At 45.1% G+C, this 16,669-nt stretch carries 14 protein-coding genes; 6 read left to right on the top strand and 8 right to left on the bottom strand.

Annotation, left to right across the window (positions count from 1 at the left end; all coding sequences use genetic code 11):
• Nucleotides 1-7: 7 nt before the first annotated feature.
• From A3763_RS07435 to rsgA, 3 genes are all read right to left on the bottom strand, one after another.
• Nucleotides 8-820, bottom strand: coding sequence for a sulfurtransferase (locus A3763_RS07435; RefSeq protein WP_068507602.1), 813 nt, complete (start codon nucleotides 818-820; stop codon nucleotides 8-10).
• A 66-nt stretch (nucleotides 821-886) separates the two neighbouring features.
• Nucleotides 887-2,626, bottom strand: coding sequence for an HDOD domain-containing protein (locus A3763_RS07440; protein WP_068509670.1), 1,740 nt, complete (start codon nucleotides 2,624-2,626; stop codon nucleotides 887-889).
• Between the two features lie 115 nt (nucleotides 2,627-2,741).
• The gene (gene rsgA / locus A3763_RS07445; protein ID WP_068553429.1) at nucleotides 2,742-3,791 is read right to left on the bottom strand and encodes a small ribosomal subunit biogenesis GTPase RsgA; all 1,050 of its coding nucleotides are present in this window, start codon (nucleotides 3,789-3,791) and stop codon (nucleotides 2,742-2,744) included.
• A gap of 135 nt (nucleotides 3,792-3,926) precedes the next feature.
• On the opposite strand from rsgA, the gene orn reads away from it, so the two are divergent.
• Nucleotides 3,927-4,484 (top strand): oligoribonuclease, encoded by a 558-nt coding sequence (gene orn / locus A3763_RS07450; protein ID WP_068509667.1) that lies wholly within the window; start codon nucleotides 3,927-3,929, stop codon nucleotides 4,482-4,484.
• A 232-nt stretch (nucleotides 4,485-4,716) separates the two neighbouring features.
• On the opposite strand, the gene hisC is transcribed toward orn, so the two are convergent.
• Entirely contained in the window at nucleotides 4,717-5,784 is a 1,068-nt protein-coding gene (gene hisC / locus A3763_RS07455; RefSeq protein WP_068509665.1) for a histidinol-phosphate transaminase, read from the bottom strand.
• 180 nt (nucleotides 5,785-5,964) lie between these two features.
• Between hisC and A3763_RS07460 the strand changes: the two genes are divergently transcribed.
• A complete protein-coding gene (locus A3763_RS07460) occupies nucleotides 5,965-7,290 on the top strand; it encodes an MATE family efflux transporter (RefSeq protein ID WP_068509662.1) in 1,326 nt (441 codons plus the stop codon).
• 11 nt (nucleotides 7,291-7,301) lie between these two features.
• Here the strand turns inward: A3763_RS07460 and A3763_RS07465 are convergent, their stop codons facing one another.
• The 3 genes from A3763_RS07465 to A3763_RS07475 all read right to left on the bottom strand — a co-directional run bounded on the left by A3763_RS07465 (nucleotide 7,302) and on the right by A3763_RS07475 (nucleotide 10,423).
• Entirely contained in the window at nucleotides 7,302-8,432 is a 1,131-nt protein-coding gene (locus A3763_RS07465) for a M48 family metallopeptidase (RefSeq protein ID WP_068509659.1), read from the bottom strand.
• Between the two features lie 26 nt (nucleotides 8,433-8,458).
• On the bottom strand, nucleotides 8,459-9,682 hold the full coding sequence (locus A3763_RS07470) for a YjgN family protein (protein ID WP_068509657.1): 1,224 nt from the start codon (nucleotides 9,680-9,682) through the stop codon (nucleotides 8,459-8,461).
• A gap of 399 nt (nucleotides 9,683-10,081) precedes the next feature.
• A complete protein-coding gene (locus A3763_RS07475) occupies nucleotides 10,082-10,423 on the bottom strand; it encodes a rhodanese-like domain-containing protein (protein WP_068509654.1) in 342 nt (113 codons plus the stop codon).
• 125 nt (nucleotides 10,424-10,548) lie between these two features.
• On the opposite strand from A3763_RS07475, the gene A3763_RS07480 reads away from it, so the two are divergent.
• The 4 genes from A3763_RS07480 (at nucleotide 10,549) to A3763_RS07495 (ending at nucleotide 15,741) form a co-directional block, all read left to right on the top strand.
• Nucleotides 10,549-10,854, top strand: coding sequence for a helix-turn-helix transcriptional regulator (locus A3763_RS07480; RefSeq protein ID WP_197470031.1), 306 nt, complete (start codon nucleotides 10,549-10,551; stop codon nucleotides 10,852-10,854).
• Between the two features lie 20 nt (nucleotides 10,855-10,874).
• The gene (locus tag A3763_RS07485; protein WP_068553430.1) at nucleotides 10,875-14,291 is read left to right on the top strand and encodes an efflux RND transporter permease subunit; all 3,417 of its coding nucleotides are present in this window, start codon (nucleotides 10,875-10,877) and stop codon (nucleotides 14,289-14,291) included.
• Nucleotides 14,278-15,357, top strand: coding sequence for an efflux RND transporter periplasmic adaptor subunit (locus A3763_RS07490; protein WP_068515892.1), 1,080 nt, complete (start codon nucleotides 14,278-14,280; stop codon nucleotides 15,355-15,357). Before A3763_RS07485 ends, A3763_RS07490 begins: the two co-directional genes overlap by 14 nt.
• 204 nt (nucleotides 15,358-15,561) lie before the next feature.
• A complete protein-coding gene (locus A3763_RS07495) occupies nucleotides 15,562-15,741 on the top strand; it encodes a hypothetical protein (RefSeq protein WP_068512752.1) in 180 nt (59 codons plus the stop codon).
• Between the two features lie 106 nt (nucleotides 15,742-15,847).
• On the opposite strand, the gene A3763_RS07500 is transcribed toward A3763_RS07495, so the two are convergent.
• Nucleotides 15,848-16,669, bottom strand: a complete 822-nt coding sequence (locus tag A3763_RS07500; protein ID WP_068515889.1) for an SDR family oxidoreductase — start codon at nucleotides 16,667-16,669, stop codon at nucleotides 15,848-15,850.

The raw sequence follows: 16,669 nt of genomic DNA on the forward strand, positions 1-16,669 counted from the left end.
AATTTACTCATTCAATAGGGGTGTCAGCTTGGTTTCCCCATTCGCCCCAAGAACCAGGGTAAGCTTTTATATCTGTGAAGCTAAGTAGCTTGCCTAATAGATAAGTGAGGCCTGAGCGATGGTGGGTTTGGCAGTGTGTGACGGTTGGCTTTTCTGGGCTTATTCCAACAGTCGCTAACTCACTCAACAAGGTGTCAAAGGGTTTTAGTTTTAGGCTATTTTGTTGATCCATCGCGCGAGTCCACTCGTAGTTTAGTGCGCCGGGAATCTTGCCGCCTCTGGCTGCGTAAGCAGTTTCGCCACTATGCTCCATCGGAGAACGAGCGTCCCAGATTTGCAAATCTTGAGTGTTTACAAGCTCTTTTAGCTGCGCGAGAGTGAGGCTATGTTTACCGCTAAAAGACACTTGAATATCTGACTTTTCATTAGCCACAGGGCCGCTTTCCATGTCGAAATTTTCAGCAGCCCATGCGTGCAAGCCGCCATTCAAATAGCGGTAGTTGTTATGGCCAATTTCATCGAGTAGCCAGATAAAACGTCCTGCCCAGCCGCCACCTTCATCATCGTATACAATAACCTGACTATCGGGAGTCAGACCAATGCTTTGCATTAAATCGTTTAAATTTTCTTTACTCGGAGCAAGGCCGGGCACCGGCGGACCCGCCTGGGTTAAATTAGGGCTTACCAGTACTGCACCGGGGATATGAGCGCTTAGGTAGCGATCTTCTTTTCCAAGGTCGACGATGATCAGCTTTTCAGAGGAGTCTTCATTATTTAATAGTGCGAGTAATTGAGGCGCTTCAATTAACAGATCTGACATTTGTTAGTTCTCATTGCTTCAAATGATGATCGGCGGATCATACCAGATGACAAAGTTTGGGACTAACTATTCTTCACCCTTTGATGCTTGACGATTCGCTTGATGCTGTAAGGAAGTAGTGACTGCGCTGCATAGGTATTTGAATTGTTTATAGTGAGCGTCGGTGAGTGTTTGGTTGTCAGTGTTATCTGCGAAGAAAAGGGCAACCGGTTTTTTGCCAACAAATACCGACATTAAGAAAAACTCTTTTGAGTCGGTGGCGCCCTTGAAATTCATGGGAATCAGGTCGAGTATCTTCTTGTCACTAGAGGGTTTCACCCAAATACTGGCTGGGCGAGAGCATAATTTCTCAAAAATAGTATTCTTGATTATTTTGCTTTCAAAATCCTTAAGTTCAGGGTGATCTTGGCACCCGACTGAATAATAGTTTTTAAAGCGGCTGCGGTCTTTGCTTATCAGACCCACGCATGCTCGTTCTAACTCAATGCCGTAGGCAATGCCTTGGGTCGCGGCATTCATCAGCTCATGTAGGTCGGTAAACTCCTGCGGGCGATGAGCCATGATATGTGTTAGCTCAGTATATAAGGGGTTCCGTGAAAGCGGCCCGTTTGCTTGCGCTTTTTCAGCAATGCCTTCTTTATTAGTCGGTGCATTAATTTTTTCAGGTTTCGGTACGTCCCGGTTCTCGTGTTGTCTGGTGTCTTCAAGCTTGTTAGTTTTAGTAGAGCTGGCTATTGGCGCTTCTGGAGCAGGGGGCGCTGCTTTTCCCTTCTGAGATGGCGCATAGGCATCTGACTGGAATTCACTGAGTTGGCACTCACTTTGTGCTTTAGTGCGCTTGCGTGGTGGCACGAATAATTTAGCAGCCGGTTGCATTACGCCTGGCATAGGATGAGCGCGTGACATATCTGCAGCAGCTTCATGAGTTAGCTGAATCGCTTCATCAACCGAGCAGTTTAAGTAGCAAGCCAGAATCCGTTGTGCTCTTAATGTTGCCCTTGAATACCAGCAATATGAAGAATAGTGAGCAATCAGGTTTGCCAGCATCACGACAAAATGTGGAGACTGCATCAGCATATTAATGTCGCGATCTTCAACACGGAGCGGTTTCCCATCAGGGCTAAAAGAGCGGGCAATAGTGACCCATTGCTTATGGCTTAATTGTTTATCTGGTTGATAGCATGCCTGAGCCAGGGCAGGAACGTTTAGCTTTTTAGCCAGAGCGGTCGTGACATCGACGATTGTACCGCCTAATACTTCTTTCTCGGCAACATGGGGGAGCTTGTAGTTGGAACGAATGGCATAGCGTACTAAACGCATTTCAGGCGTTGCAAAGCGCCATAAATACCAGATAGGCGCACCCAGAAACAAGCTGGACCAATAAACGTCTTCGGGGTTTCCTTTACCTTTTCTTTTAGCGATGGCTCGACCGAGGTGGCCTGCATATAAACTGGTTGATAGTGTTCGAAGGTAGTAGAAACTGGTAATACTCTTTAAGGAAATAGCTTTAAAGGGTTGCTCGTTTATCAGCTCTGTTAGGCGCTCAATGCCAATCATACTAATGGCGTGTGCCAGTGTCTTACTGCTCGGTGTATCTTCTAGCTGGCTATCATTGGCGTGTGACATGACGTAAAAAGCCAAGATTGGGTCTTTATTAACGTGAGCAGCCAGATGAGAGTATGGAATAACCTTTTTTTCTAGCATACGAATGACTTTTTGACCCACTTTAAATGGCGAGGGAAGTGACTTTGTCACCAGAAAGTTTGCCCAGCCTTCAGCGCTATCGGGCATTTTTGAGTCAGTCATAAAGCTAATGTAATAGATTGATAGTTAGGAGTTGCGAGCAATTTATTGAAAATAGCTCACTATGACTAGAGTATAGATTGGATTTTTAATAATGCAGGCAATTAATGGCTGAGTATTATTGGTAGGTTTCTTTGTCGCCGAGTGTTTCTCTAATTCTGCGGTAACTATTCATGCGCTCTTCACTAATCTCACCTTTGTCGTAGGCGTCAAGGATCGCGCACTTGGGCTCATTATTATGTTTGCAGTCACGAAAACGGCAGTAGCCAATATGCGGCCTGAGTTCGATAAAACCTTCCAACAGTTCTTGCTCATTGATATGCCATAAGCCGAATTCTCGTATGCCCGGTGAGTCAACAATTCTACCGCCACCCGGAATATGAAAAAGCTTGGCTGTCGTCGTGGTGTGAGTACCTTTACGGGATACTTCCGAAAGCGCGCCGACTTTAATGCTCTGATCACCCAGAATACTACGAATCAGTGAAGACTTGCCGACACCGGATTGGCCAACGAAGACGCTGGTGTAGTTTTTTAGCCAGTCGAATAAGGTGGACTCACAATGCTCGACTTCATTGGCTGAGGTCTTGAGTACTTCATAGCCAAGTGCTTCATAGCTTTGGCAGAGTTTTTCTATCTGAGCGCGGTTATTATCATTAATCAAGTCGCTTTTGTTAAACAGTATGGCAGGCTTGATGTCGAGAGTTTCAGCGGCCACCAGATAACGATCAATTAGATTAGCGTAGGGTGTGGGTTCAGTGGCGACAACAATAATAATACGGTCGATATTGGCGGCTACGGGTTTGAGCAGCCCATAGTTGTCTGGGCGTTGCAGTAAACTGTGGCGTTCTAGGCGTGTTTCGATCACACCGCTTTGGTCTTTGCCGGGGCGCCAGACGACTTCATCACCGGTGACTAAAGCATCGACATTTGCTCTGACATGGCAGCGATGAACAAGTTTTTCTGTTTCGCCTTCGCAAATTTCGCTGGGTTCGATATCGAGCAGTTGGCCATAGTGCGCGATGACCAGGCCTTTTTGTTCTTCACCTAAATCGCTTGCTGCATATTCTTGCCCTAGCTTTTTGTCTTTGCGGTCGGCACGTGCGGCTTTCTCAGCTTGTATTTTTTCGATACGCCATTGCTGCCGTCTATTCAGTTTACGTTTGCTCATAAGCTCCGATGAATCGCTAGGAAAAGAACCAATGGCGCTATTCTAGCAGTAAAAGTATTCCAGAAGCTTGTTTATATCGAATATAGTGATTATCTTTAGCTGCCAAGCACCAGCATTAATCATAGGACTATTTTGATGACCGACAGCCCCGCGAAACATAAAGACAACCTTATCTGGATCGACCTAGAAATGACCGGCTTGGATCCTGAACAAGAGCGCATTATCGAGATCGCTACGATTGTGACCGACTCACAGCTAAATACCCTGGCGGAAGGGCCGGTTATCGCGATTCACCAAAGTGACGAATTGATGGACTCTATGGATGAATGGTGTACCAAAACACATGGTGAAAATGGTCTGACTGCTCGGGTTAAAGCCAGCAATACTTCCGAGAGAGAAGCAGAACAAGATACGATAGAGTTCTTGAAGCAATATGTAGATAAGGGCTGCTCGCCAATTTGCGGAAATACCATTGGTCAGGATCGGCGCTTCTTGGTGAAGTATATGCCGGAGCTAGAAGCCTTCTTTCATTACCGGAACCTGGATGTCAGTACATTGAAAGAGCTAGTTAGGCGCTGGAAACCAGAGATTCAATCAGGCTTAAAAAAACAAGGTACTCACCTGGCACTTGATGATATTCGAGATTCGATTGAAGAGCTAAAATATTACCGGGAGCACTTTATTAAAGCCTAAGTAAGTGCCACTCCTTTAAGAACCCTTCTTTTGGTTTCTCCGTGCAGGCCTCCGGCCGCTCTGTGTCCTCTGTGGTGGGTTCGTTTTTGGGGTTTTGATCTTTAGGATTAAGCCCTCTTAACCACAGAGGGCACGGAGCGCTTCGCTGCAAAGAGGAATAATATTTCCCTGTAAAATGGGTGCAATTCAGCTTAAGTAAGTGCCATTCGGGTCAGAGTAAAAAAAGCTATTTTTACTCTGATCCCACGATTAGGCGCTTAAGTCCTGCAATCAGTGCCTGGCATTCTTCAGGTGTACCAATACTAATCCGAAGATAATCTTTAATGCGTGGCTGTTTGAAGTGGCGAATGATAATCGATTGTTCACGCAAACCAGCAGCGAGAGCTTCAGCTTCAATATCTAGGTGCTTGGCGAGCACAAAGTTTGCCGCAGAAGGCATGACTTCAAAACCCAAGTTCTCGAGCTCTAGTGTTAGCCAATCACGCGTTTCAATGGTCTTATCGCAGCAGGCTTGAAAATAAGCTTTATCTTTAATCGCTTCCGATGCGCCTTTGATTGCAAAGCGGTCAAGCGGATAGGAGTTGAAGCTGTTCTTCACTCGCTCAAGGCCATCGATCAAGTCTTTATGCCCAATGGCAAAACCGACACGTAAGCCCGCCAAAGAACGAGATTTAGAAAAGGTCTGAATAACCAATAAATTGGGATACTTATTGACGAGCGCAACGGCACTTTCACCACCAAAATCGATATAAGCCTCATCCACGACGACCACTGATTCAGTATTCCTTTTCAGCAGAGCTTCGATTTCGTCTAATGGCAATACACGACCGGTTGGTGCATTAGGGTTAGGGAAGATGATGCCGCCATTATCTGTTGGGTAGTCGCTAAGCTCTATTTCAAACCGTTCACTAAGTGGAAGAGTCTTAGGTTCAATTTCGTATAAGCTGCAATAAACCGGATAAAAACTATAAGTAATATCGGGGTAGAGTAGCGGCTTACCATTTGATAGCAAGCCCATAAAGGTATGTGCTAGCACCTCATCTGAGCCGTTACCGACGAAAACCTGCTCGACTTCAAGGTCGTAATATTCGGCTATCGCACTTTTCAACTCACTGGCATTTGGATCAGGATATAAACGAAGAGAATCAGACGCTTCAGCCTTCAGGGCCGAGAGAACTTTGTCAGAGGGGCCATAAGGGTTCTCGTTAGTATTGAGCTTAATAAGATTGGAAACCTTAGGTTGCTCACCTGGAACGTAAGGGGTGAGCTTGTGAACGATGGGGCTCCAGAACTGACTCATAATAACTCTCTTAAATTGAAAACTGATATCGCGAGGGCGAATTTAGATTACTGCTTACTTTACCGAATACCGGCTTAATCGCCAAGAATGAAATTATCTAAATCATTTTTAAGCCTGGTTTCGAGTGTGGGGGGGGTGCAAATATTATGCGCTTATTAAGCAAATACAATAAGAACGATAATGATCACCCTAGACCGCTTTCAACTAATTTTTTTACTTTCTCTGCCTATTATTGGCGGTATGATCTCGCAAAATATACTGAATATCGTCGATGTCGCAATGGTCGGTCATCTGGGGGCTAGTGCCTTAGCCGCAGTAGGAACAGGGAGTTTTGCAGCCTTCGTTTCAAGCGCCATGGTTCTGGGGCTGTCTAGCGGTGTTCAAGCTGTTGCCTCTCGTCGTTTGGGTGAGAAGAAAATCGAGCAAGCTGGGGTGTCGCTATTTGCAGGTGTGATGATCGCCGTAATATTTGGCAGCCTTCTGACAGCTTTAATTTATCCTTATATACCTTCTATTTTTCCATATCTTAATGCCGATACCGAAGTCGCTGAATTAGGTAGCTCTTATTGGGAGATCAGAGTCCTCGCGACGGTTTTCATGGGGGTGAATTACGCCTTTCGCGGTTACTTTAATGGCATTAGTCAGCCAAAGTATTACATGTTGTCGCTAGTGTTTATTCATGTACTAAATATTATTCTGAACTATATATTGATTTTCGGTCACCTTGGTTTCGCCGCTATGGGGACTGATGGTGCGGCTTGGGCGAGTACCATTGCCATGGGCGTTGGTTCTGTTCTGTATTTTTGTTTGGGCTTCTTCAAGCTGGAGTCGTTAAAATTATTCCGTATAAAACCAAGCTTAAGTGATCTTGCTAGCGTCTTTAGACTCACCATTCCAGCAGGTTTTCAGCAGCTGTTAATTGCGATTGGTATGATCAGCTTGTTTTGGATGGTGGGTAAAATAGGCGTTAGTGAAGTTGCCGCTTTAAATATACTCATCAATATTCTGATGTTATGTATTTTGCCAGGCTTTGGTTTTGGTATGGCCGCTGCAACGCTGGTAGGTACAAGCTTAGGTGAACGAGACAAGGTGAAGGCTAAACTCTGGGCCTATGATGTTGCCAAAATTGGCGGAGGGATAACCTTGATACTCGGTATGTTATTAGCCTTCAATGCAGAGCTTATCTTGCGCTTTTTCACTTCAGATACGGCTACCATTGACGCGGCTCGCTTACCTTTGCAGGTGACGGGGGCTTTAATATTTATCGATGTTATCGGTGTGATTCTTATGAACGCCTTGCTGGGAAGTGGTGACGTAAAAGTAGTCTTGAAGACAAGTATGCTTTCTCAATGGGCTGTGTTCTTTCCTTTAGGTCTTATCGCAGTAGTTTATTTTGAGCCGCCCTTGCTGGTGATTTGGCTTTTGTTTTCTTTCTCTCGCCTGGGCCAAGGTTTTGTTTACGGTATTCACTGGCATAGAGGGAAATGGGGAGGCGCTAAGCTTTAGTGTTTAGCGCTTCAATGACGGTGATTTCTAAATCGTTCTAGCCGCTCTGACGTGCTTGGGTGGCTTGAAAAATAGCCCTGTATTTCAGATTCTTGTTTTGGCTCCACGCTACCTATGTTTTCTTCGGGCTCGTTTGCACCTTGGTCTTTTTCTTGGGATTCTAAGTTCTCCATTAAGGTAATAAAATCCTCAGGATGTAAGCCAAACTCTTGTAAATGTTTCAGCGCAAAATCATCAGCCTCGAGCTCCATTTTTTGGGAATAGCCTGCTTGCAGAAGAACACCAGGTAAGGCAAGAATTGCTTGGCTGGTGGTTGAAATATCGCCAGTTACGATAACGATGAATAGGGCTAGGCTGGATTGCTGTATCAGTCTTCTCAGACTATGCCGGTGAGCGATATGTCCAATTTCATGCAGCATGATCGTTTCCAGCTGCTCTTGGTTCTCTGCGAGTTTGACCATCTCATCGGTAAAAATAATGGTTCCTGATGGAAGTGCAAAAGCATTCGCACCGATGGACTCGCTTTTGCGGAACTCGATTTTCATTGGAATGAGCTCAAGGCCTTCAATCTTTGTCAGCTCGTCGGCGATGCGATTAAAGGCCTGCCTTAAGGAGTCGCGCTCTTCTTCAGCTAATTCACTGCTTTGAAACACGCTCTTATCTAGGATTTCTAAGCCTCCGTGACCAATTTTTGTTGATACTTCAGCGGGCAGTGCGTGGGCCAATTCTTCGCTGAAAAAAGGAATGCCATAAGCGATAAAACCCCAGCTAGCGACCGCTACCAAAACTAAGGTTAACGCAACAAACTGAAGCTTACTTTCCAAGCGGTGAGCGAGCCCGGAATATGTTTTAGTTTTGAGGTAGCCATCCTGCTGGGCGGTTTTAATCAGTTCATCGATTGCTAAATTATCAGCACATTCAAATTGACATTGATCGCCAAAACTAATGAAGCGCGGGGTATTGCCAATGCGTGATGAGATGTCGACATCTTTAATGGCGACCTTTTTTAAGGGTTCATTGGATGACTCAGTGACAAATTCACTTTCTGGAAAAAAGCAGAGCTGACCGCCTTCCTGATAATGTAGCTTAGCGGGAAGCCGTGATGAGCTTTGCCCTAGGTACAAATAGCCGGAAATCTCCATTGTTAGCAACCAGGCTTCGTCAGCATTTAAATTCCCACTTCGATATCAAAGACTTCACCAAACTCTTCACCCATTGCGGTCAATTGATTTTGTTGATCCGCGACGAAATTATCGAGAGATTGATTTGTCAGCAGTGTTAGTTGGCTTGCGCGGTAGCGCGCAGTACGGATCATCGACCAGGGGATGAGTAAGCCTAGTGAGCAGATAATGGCAATCGTATTGCTGAGGTATAGATACAACATATAGCTAACGCTCAATGTACTTGAGAAAGTCATCTCTTCGATCTGGGTATGATTGAATATCAAGTTTTGGCGCTTGGTTTGAAGGTAGGCAAAGATCCATAAATAAACAGTAAAGAATACCAGCTGAATTAAAATGAGGTTTGAAAAAGACGGTGCTGTTTCTTCACTTGTAAAATTCATAAGGTCTAGCTGGGATAAAGTCCAAAGTACAATAGATATCGCTAAGATAAAAACACCGGAGGCCTTTAAATACATAAGATAGAAGCTTTTTGCGCCAGCGCCATAGCTGAATGGTGAGGTGCCATAGCGAGCGTTATTTACAAGGAAAATAGCTTTTAAGTATTGCCAGAAGGGAAAGCCCAAGATAAACAATGGGAACAAAGCAGCAAGCCCCCAAGGCATATTAAACTCTTCCTCAATATCTATTTTTGCTTCTTCTCCTACGGCAGGTATCTCTGTCGTTTCATCAGCTGGCATCTCCTCAGAAATCGGGACTTCCGAGTATTCCCATACCTCACTGGGCACAGAAAAATATATTGAGCTAACAAGCAGAGCCAGGAACAAAAATACCGGTAGGCCATAAAATAAATAAGCTTGCTTGAAGTTTCGTTCAAAGCGGAAGGTAATACCACGATAAGCTGTGTGGCGGAGCCTGAACGACATAGAAAGAACAATGATTGCAGGCACTAAAACTGTCACTGCTGCAGCGGCATACAAACCCCAAACGCCATTATAGGAATTTATTGCGTAATAAATGCCGAATAATATGGATGCAAAAATTCGCCCTTTTAGAATCTGTTCAGGCTTTGCCAAATATTGAAAGGCGCTGTCGTCAAGCTGAGTATTGCCATAAAAATAGCGGTGTGTTCTAACTTTCGCCCAGGCCGAATAAATGCCCAGCGTAACGATGGTGAGAGCTATATTGACGATCCAAATGCCAAAGAATTCGAGTGCTTTGCCGCTGAATCTAAAAGGCTGTTCAGTATAGGGTTTTACTTCTAAGTCCATTTAATGGGAGTTCCTTCAATTTGATGCGCTTAAAAACTAGCGGCAGTCTAACATAATTAGAAGGAGAGGCTGCGGTCAGAGTAAATTTACTCTAGACCGAACGGCACTTACTTAAGCATATGTTCCATCTAAACAAATGATTATCTATAGGGTGCAATTCAGATTAAATAGGAGCCATTCATTTAAGAACCCTTTTTTGATTATCTCCGTACAGGCCATCGGCCGCTCTGTGTCCTCTGTGGTGGATTCGTTTTTGGGTTTTTGATCTTCAAGACTAAGGCCCTTAACCACAGAGGACACAGAGCGCTTTGCTGCACAGAGGAGTAATGTTTCTCTAGGCTTCCACTGTAAAAAAGTGAAATTCAGTTTAAGTAAGTGCCATTCTACTTTCTAATTATTCTAGCTCTGACATATCGTCTCAATATCACAAGTGATCACCGATACATGCTTATAGCCGATTCTCATCAGCTGCTCTGCAGATAAAGTGGCGCGTGCACCGGTTGCGCAGTGGATATAGAGCGGTGTTTCTTCATGTGGGTGGAGTTCTGATACCTTCATTTCCAAGACACCACGTGGAATGTTGAGGGCGTTCGGTGTCGGGTTTTGTGCCACTTCCATGGGTTCTCTTACGTCAATCAAAATACCACCATTATTGCTCATTTCCAGCTTGGCGCTTGATGATGTTACACAGCGTACTTTAGGTCTGATTTCTTGAATTAAGTCCGGTATCGATCTCAACATATTTATTACCTCAAACATTTACAGTGATGGGAGGTATGATATATTAGAAGTTGCTAAATTAGCAATTTTTAATTAGTATTCATATTTATCGTGACATGCATAAGACGTAATTTAAGGTGTAGGTGATGGATATTAGTCTGGATGAAATGTCTTCGCGCTCGGCAGAAGCAGAGGCTTTCTTAAAAAACCTGGCAAACAGCAAGCGCTTAATGATTTTGTGTGTTTTGAGTGAAGGGGAGCTATCAGTTGGCGAATTAAATAAGCGGGTGCCTCTTTCTCAATCGGCCTTGTCGCAACACTTGGCAAAGCTTAGAGCAGTAGAGTTTGTGGCAACGCGCAGGGAGTCGCAGACCATCTATTACCGGCTAAACGACCCTCGTGTAGAGTCGATAATTCAGAACTTGTATAACGTATTTTGCCAGCCGAATTAATTAAACCTTAGGGTAATTGCATGACTTCAGCAGATAAATCTTTTATCGAACGTTTGCTCGCCTACAGTTTAGCGGGTGGCTTACCTTCAGCGATTCTTATTGTCTCGCTTTTATTGGGCATGGTCGCGCTGAACTACACTCCACGTGAAGAAGAGCCTCAAATTGTTGTACCGATGGTCGATGTGTTAGTCAGTTCGCCAGGTATGTCTTCTAAGCAGGTAGAACGGCAGGTGACAACACCGCTGGAAAAACTTCTGGCTCAAATCCCGGGTGTAGAGAATGTTTATTCCACCTCAATGAGCGGTCAGGCGGCTGTTACTTTACGATTTTATGTTGGCGAAGATCGTGAAGATGCAATTCTGAATACCTATAACAAACTTCATTCCAATCAACATAAAGTCCCTCAGGCAGTACAAAACTGGCGCGTAAACCCGGTTGAAGTGGATGATGTGCCGATCATGATGTTGGCTTTGTATTCCAAAGGCGATGCTAGCGATTATGACTTAAGGCGGGTAGCGGAAGAGCTGTCGACTTATATACAGGCAATTCCTGATACCAGTGAAGTCAAGGTAACGGGGGGCCGAGAACGAACGATAAGGATTTTTTTACAGCCCGAAAGTTTGGCAGCGCGTCAAAGTACTTCGGCAGACGTCTTGCAAGCTTTACAGGTGTCCAATCTGCTTCAAAGTAGCGGCAACTGGTTCGTTGACAATGAGTCTATTCAACTCGAAAGCGGCGACTTTATCCGCGACCTTAGTAGTCTAAAACAGACGGTGGTCAATGTTGTCGATGGGATTCCGGTAACGCTTCAGGATGTAGCTGAAATTGTTGACGGCCCTGCCAATGCGAGTACTTATACCTGGTTGGATTTTGCTGAAACACATCCAGAATTTGAAGGGGTCCCGATCGCCGCACGTAGTGATTTACCGATGTCGGTTATCAGTGTCGCCAAACAGCCGGGAAGCAATGCAGTCAGTGTGGCTCAGGAAGTTCATAAGCTTATTGCAGCGCTAAAGTCAGATTTATTGCCGACAAGTATCGGCATAGAAGTGCTACGTGATTACGGTGCAACGGCGAATGAGAAGGTTGATAACCTAACGAGTAGCTTGGCCTTTGCGGTCTTTACCGTGGTGGTGTTTATCGCGGTTTTCCTTGGCTGGCGCCCTGCTTTAGTTGTTGGTATTGCGGTACCCATTAGTTACGGGGTGACCTTGGCCTTGGATATGGCTTTTGGTTATACCATTAACCGTGTGACCTTATTTGCTTTGATTCTATCACTAGGTTTACTTGTCGATGACCCGATTACTGGTGTCGATAACATTGAACGATATTTGAAAAAGAAGCTGCGTGGCAAAGATGGAAGCCAGGACCCTGGTACGGCCTCTCAAATTGTTGCAGCGATATCAGAAATCAAAGTGCCTTTGATAATGTCGACCATCACTATCGTCCTGGCATTTATTCCGCTTGCCTTCATTACCGGAATGATGGGGCCCTATATGGCGCCGATGGCTTTCAATGTGCCAGTGAGCGTCGGCGTCAGTACGCTGGTGGCATTTTTAGTGACGCCTTGGTTGGCGAGTAAACTTCTGAAACCTTCGGCCATTGTTGCTGAACAGGGTGAGGACAGTCGTGCTGATAGCGGGAGCCCTTTTTTCCGACGTGTTCTCTCTCCCTTTTTGAATGATCGGAGAAAAGCAAAATGGGTCTTATGGGCTGTGCTGATCTTATTCCTAGCTGCAGCCATGTTACCTATGATGCGCTGGGTTCCCTTAAAACTTCTGCCTTTTGATAATAAAAATGAAGTGCAGATTATTATCGATATGCCAGAGTCAGCGACCTTGGAACAGACAGCGAGTTTGGCTAAGCAGATCTCCTTACAAGTGACGCAAGTAAACGAAGTACTCGCTTCAGCCGCCTTTGTGGGGGTGGCTTCGCCTATCGATTTTAATGGTATGGTTCGCCGTTACTATCAACGCACGATGCCTTATCAGGCAGACTTGCGGCTGACCTTACTCGATAAAGCAGAAAGAGAGCATCAGTCTCATGGCGTGGTGCTGCGTTTAAGAGACTTGCTTAAGTCTTTTAATAAAGAAGGTGTATTGGTTAGAGTGGTGGAAGTGCCACCAGGGCCCCCGGTATTGAGTACCTTGGTCGCTGAATTGTACGGTGACAAACTGACTCCCTACGAGGATATACAGGCTGCTGCATTGAGTGTAAAAGAGCGCCTGGAAAAAGAGCCTTTTGTCGTGGAGGTTGATACCACTGTCGAGGCTGAACAGAAAAAGCTTCGCTATACCCTGGATAAGACAGCAGCAGCTTTATCTGGAATTTCTTCTGCTCAAGCCAATCAAGCTTTAGTTATTGCTAATCAAGGCATGGCAGCGGGTTTCTATCAGCAAGAAAGAGAAACGTCACCCGTTCCGCTTTATTTAGAGCTTGCGGAAGCAGATAAAAACTCGATTGAAGATTTAGCGCGTTTGCAGGTAAGAGGTCAAGCAGGGGTGATCAAACAGAGCAGCCGCTATGGCTTGGACAGTGCACCGGTGCCCCTCGTTGCTTTGGGAGAATTAGGTGCGTTCGAAGAGCATGTCTCGGATCGTGCAATTCATCATAAAGACCTAAAGCCGGTCGTTTATGTGATGGCAGAGCTGTCTGGTAGAACGCCTGCTGAAGTGATTGCTGATGTGAGTGGCGATTTACAGCTTGGGGCAGAAGCGAAACAAGAAAACCTGAATGTTAGTGATTGGCAGTCTCGCAACTTTCTTTCGCTATTCACTGGTGAGTCAGCCGGACAGACTTGGTCGCTACCTGAAAATATCCAGCTCGAATGGGGTGGTGAAGGCGAGTGGAAGATCACCATAGATGTCTTTAGAGATATGGGTTTAGCATTTATGTTTGCTTTGGCAGGTATCTTCTTTGTACTGAAGATACAGACACAATCTGTCCGTCTTTCCTTGATTATTATGTCGGCTATTCCTTTGACGATTATCGGTATTATGCCTGGTTTTGCAGCGCTGAACCTTTTTGGCGAACGAGTGATTGCAGGAGCGCCTGAACCCGTATTATTTACCGCCACAGCGATGATCGGCATGATTGCTTTGGCTGGAATCGTTGTTCGCAACTCTTTGATACTCGTAGAGTTCATCACTCAAGCCAGAGACCGGGGTGTGGAGCTTAAAGAGGCGCTTATACTGGCGGGCTCCGTTCGTATGAGGCCTGTTCTACTGACTGCTGGCACTACCATGCTGGGTAATCTGGTGATTATCCTTGACCCGGTCTTTAGTGGCCTGGCTCTGGCTATTATTTTCGGCATCATTGCCTCAACCATCTTTACCTTGCTGGTGGTACCAATTGTTTACTTGTTGGTGTTCGATAAGCCAGAAAATAACTCATTAACTGATCACGCAAAATTAGGATACGAAGATGCAAACAAATGACTCCGTATTAAAAAAACTGGGCTTACCTGTACTGGCAATTGCTTTACTTATCGTTATGGTTGCCTGGATGGCGGGTGCCTTTAATAACAAGGTAAAGCCCGGGCAAAGTGAGCAGCAAAGTTTGGTAAAACTCGATGAGCTACTAAGGCAAGCGATTGAGGTCGAACGGGTGAAGAAGGAAGTGTTCGAGCCAGTGCCAGCAGGTATTGAAGCGAAACAGAATTCACTTATCTCATCACGTATTCTAGCCAAGATAGAGAAAGTACATGTACGAGCAGGGCAGCAGGTTAAACAAGGGCAGCTACTGATTGAATTGGAAAAGGCAGATTTGCTATCACGGGAGTCTCAGGCAAAAGCGGCTTTGTCTTCAGTGTCTGCACGATTGTTGGAAGCAAAGAATAATCTTAAGCGTTCTGAGGACTTGAGTCAGAAAGGCTTGATTGCTAACGCTGCTTTGGAGCAGACTCAGGCAAACTACGATAGCTTGTTAGCCGGTAAGCAAAGTGCAGAACAGGCTTTGTTAGAAGCGCAAACGGCCCTGGGTTATGCTCAGGTGCATTCCCCTATTGATGGTCTAATAATCGATCGCTTTGCAGAGCCCGGTAATACTGCCCAACCAGGGATGCAGCTTCTTACCTTATATAATCCAGCTACTTTACGAGTCGAGGCGCATGTGCGCGAACAATTGGCGATCGGCCTCAGTTTGGGTGACACCTTGCAGGTAAGGATTCCCTCGATGAATAAGAATCTGCCTTCAGTAATAGAAGAAATGGTGCCAGCAGGTAATGCTGCATCTCGAAGCTTCTTGATTAAGAGCCGTCTGGAGGCTGAAGGCTTGCTACCTGGCATGTATGCGCAATTAAGTGTGCCGGTGGGTACGAAACAACAGATTCTATTGCCTAGTGATCGTATAGCTTATGTTGGTCAGTTGAACGTTGTTTGGGTTTTGGAAAACGAGCAAGTTGTTCGACGCTTTATAAGAGTTGGCGATCAGAAAGAAAACGGGATGATCGAAGTCGTCTCGGGATTGCGTGCCGGAGACCTTGTTTTACCTGTTCAGAGCTAAAGGGGGACTTTCTCCCTATTTTTCGCACCTTTTGTTCGCTTATTGAACAGTTATGCTGGCAATAATGCCAAATAAATCACACTATATTTCAATAACTTGTCGTTTAACATTCGTTGACAGTTGAGTTAGAACTTCCGTGCTAGTCTTCACTTAAATCAAAGCAGTAAGCTTGTTTATCAATCTTTTTGATGTGAAGGAATTCTATTGTCAGCTATAAAAAACTCTATCTCAATACTTGTACTGTTTGTCTTTGCTTGTAGTGCACAGGCTTCGGCTAGTGTCGCTCAGGATGCAAGTAGTGAGTTCGGCAGCATGATGCTATTTTCGGCTGGCTTTGTTGGTTTATTTGCAGCACGTAAGCATATGAAGTCCGAGGCTTCCTAAAGTTCATAATTCGTTAAAGTACGTCCCTGTTTTACCTTGCTGGTTTACCAGTCCCCTTTATGCGGGGTAGCTCTCCATCCCCGCTTTTTTTCCATTTCTGTTAGTTCTACGAACGTAAAAACCGTTTAACGCCTAAAAGCTGGTTAGATACTTTATAGTAGCTGGTCGGTAGTACCTTATAAAGAATATCGACAAACTTGGCATCGGCACCAATTAATACTCGGAAGGTCTTCTTACGCATGCCTTTTTCGATGACTTCTGCCGCTTTTGCAGGGCTTGTTCGTGCCACCGTTTCAAAGTGTTTGGCAAGCTCATTGGAATTAGCTGCTTCAGTTTCAGCAGAATTTGCAATGTTGGATCGAATACCGCCGGGCATCACACAAATAACATCAATATTCTTACCTGAATAAATCATGTCTTGTTGTAAGGCTTCGGTAAATCCGCGAACGGCAAATTTAGAGGCATGGTAGGGCGCTACCATTGGCATGGTGATCAAGCCGAATATTGAAGCGACATTAACGATCATGCCGCGTGATGACTTTTCAAGTAATGGCATCATTTCTCGACAACCCATAACGACACCATTTAGGTTTACATCCATTACTTTGTTAAATAGGGCCTCAGAAGTTTCTTCAAAATAACCAAAAGACGTCATGCCTGCATTATTAATGAGTACATCTAAATGCCCGGATGAAAGCTCAATATCTTTAGCGAGAGCTTGCCAGTCCTCCTTTGAGCAGACATCGGACTGCTTGGAAATAATGGCTGATGAGCCGATGGCTTTACTCGTCTCTTTAAGACCTGCTTGGTTGATATCAGTGACCACTAAATTTGCACCCAGCTGCGCGAATAGTTTAGCAATTGCCTGACCAATACCAGAGCCCGCGCCGGTGATGAGAATTGTTTTGTTCGTCCAAGTGCTTTTCAT

This window comes from Oleiphilus sp. HI0128 (assembly GCF_001635365.1).

Excerpts from the sequence above, each read along its gene's own strand:
- A3763_RS07435 (WP_068507602.1), bottom strand. The coding sequence starts at position 820 with ATGTCAGATCTGTTAATTGAAGCGCCTCAATTACTCGCACTATTAAAT.
- A3763_RS07440 (WP_068509670.1), bottom strand. The coding sequence starts at position 2,626 with ATGACTGACTCAAAAATGCCCGATAGCGCTGAAGGCTGGGCAAACTTT.
- rsgA (WP_068553429.1), bottom strand. The coding sequence starts at position 3,791 with ATGAGCAAACGTAAACTGAATAGACGGCAGCAATGGCGTATCGAAAAA.
- orn (WP_068509667.1), top strand. The coding sequence starts at position 3,927 with ATGACCGACAGCCCCGCGAAACATAAAGACAACCTTATCTGGATCGAC.
- hisC (WP_068509665.1), bottom strand. The coding sequence starts at position 5,784 with ATGAGTCAGTTCTGGAGCCCCATCGTTCACAAGCTCACCCCTTACGTT.
- A3763_RS07460 (WP_068509662.1), top strand. The coding sequence starts at position 5,965 with ATGATCACCCTAGACCGCTTTCAACTAATTTTTTTACTTTCTCTGCCT.
- A3763_RS07465 (WP_068509659.1), bottom strand. The coding sequence starts at position 8,432 with ATGGAGATTTCCGGCTATTTGTACCTAGGGCAAAGCTCATCACGGCTT.
- A3763_RS07470 (WP_068509657.1), bottom strand. The coding sequence starts at position 9,682 with ATGGACTTAGAAGTAAAACCCTATACTGAACAGCCTTTTAGATTCAGC.
- A3763_RS07475 (WP_068509654.1), bottom strand. The coding sequence starts at position 10,423 with ATGTTGAGATCGATACCGGACTTAATTCAAGAAATCAGACCTAAAGTA.
- A3763_RS07480 (WP_197470031.1), top strand. The coding sequence starts at position 10,549 with ATGGATATTAGTCTGGATGAAATGTCTTCGCGCTCGGCAGAAGCAGAG.
- A3763_RS07485 (WP_068553430.1), top strand. The coding sequence starts at position 10,875 with ATGACTTCAGCAGATAAATCTTTTATCGAACGTTTGCTCGCCTACAGT.
- A3763_RS07490 (WP_068515892.1), top strand. The coding sequence starts at position 14,278 with ATGCAAACAAATGACTCCGTATTAAAAAAACTGGGCTTACCTGTACTG.
- A3763_RS07500 (WP_068515889.1), bottom strand. The coding sequence starts at position 16,669 with ATGAAAAGCACTTGGACGAACAAAACAATTCTCATCACCGGCGCGGGC.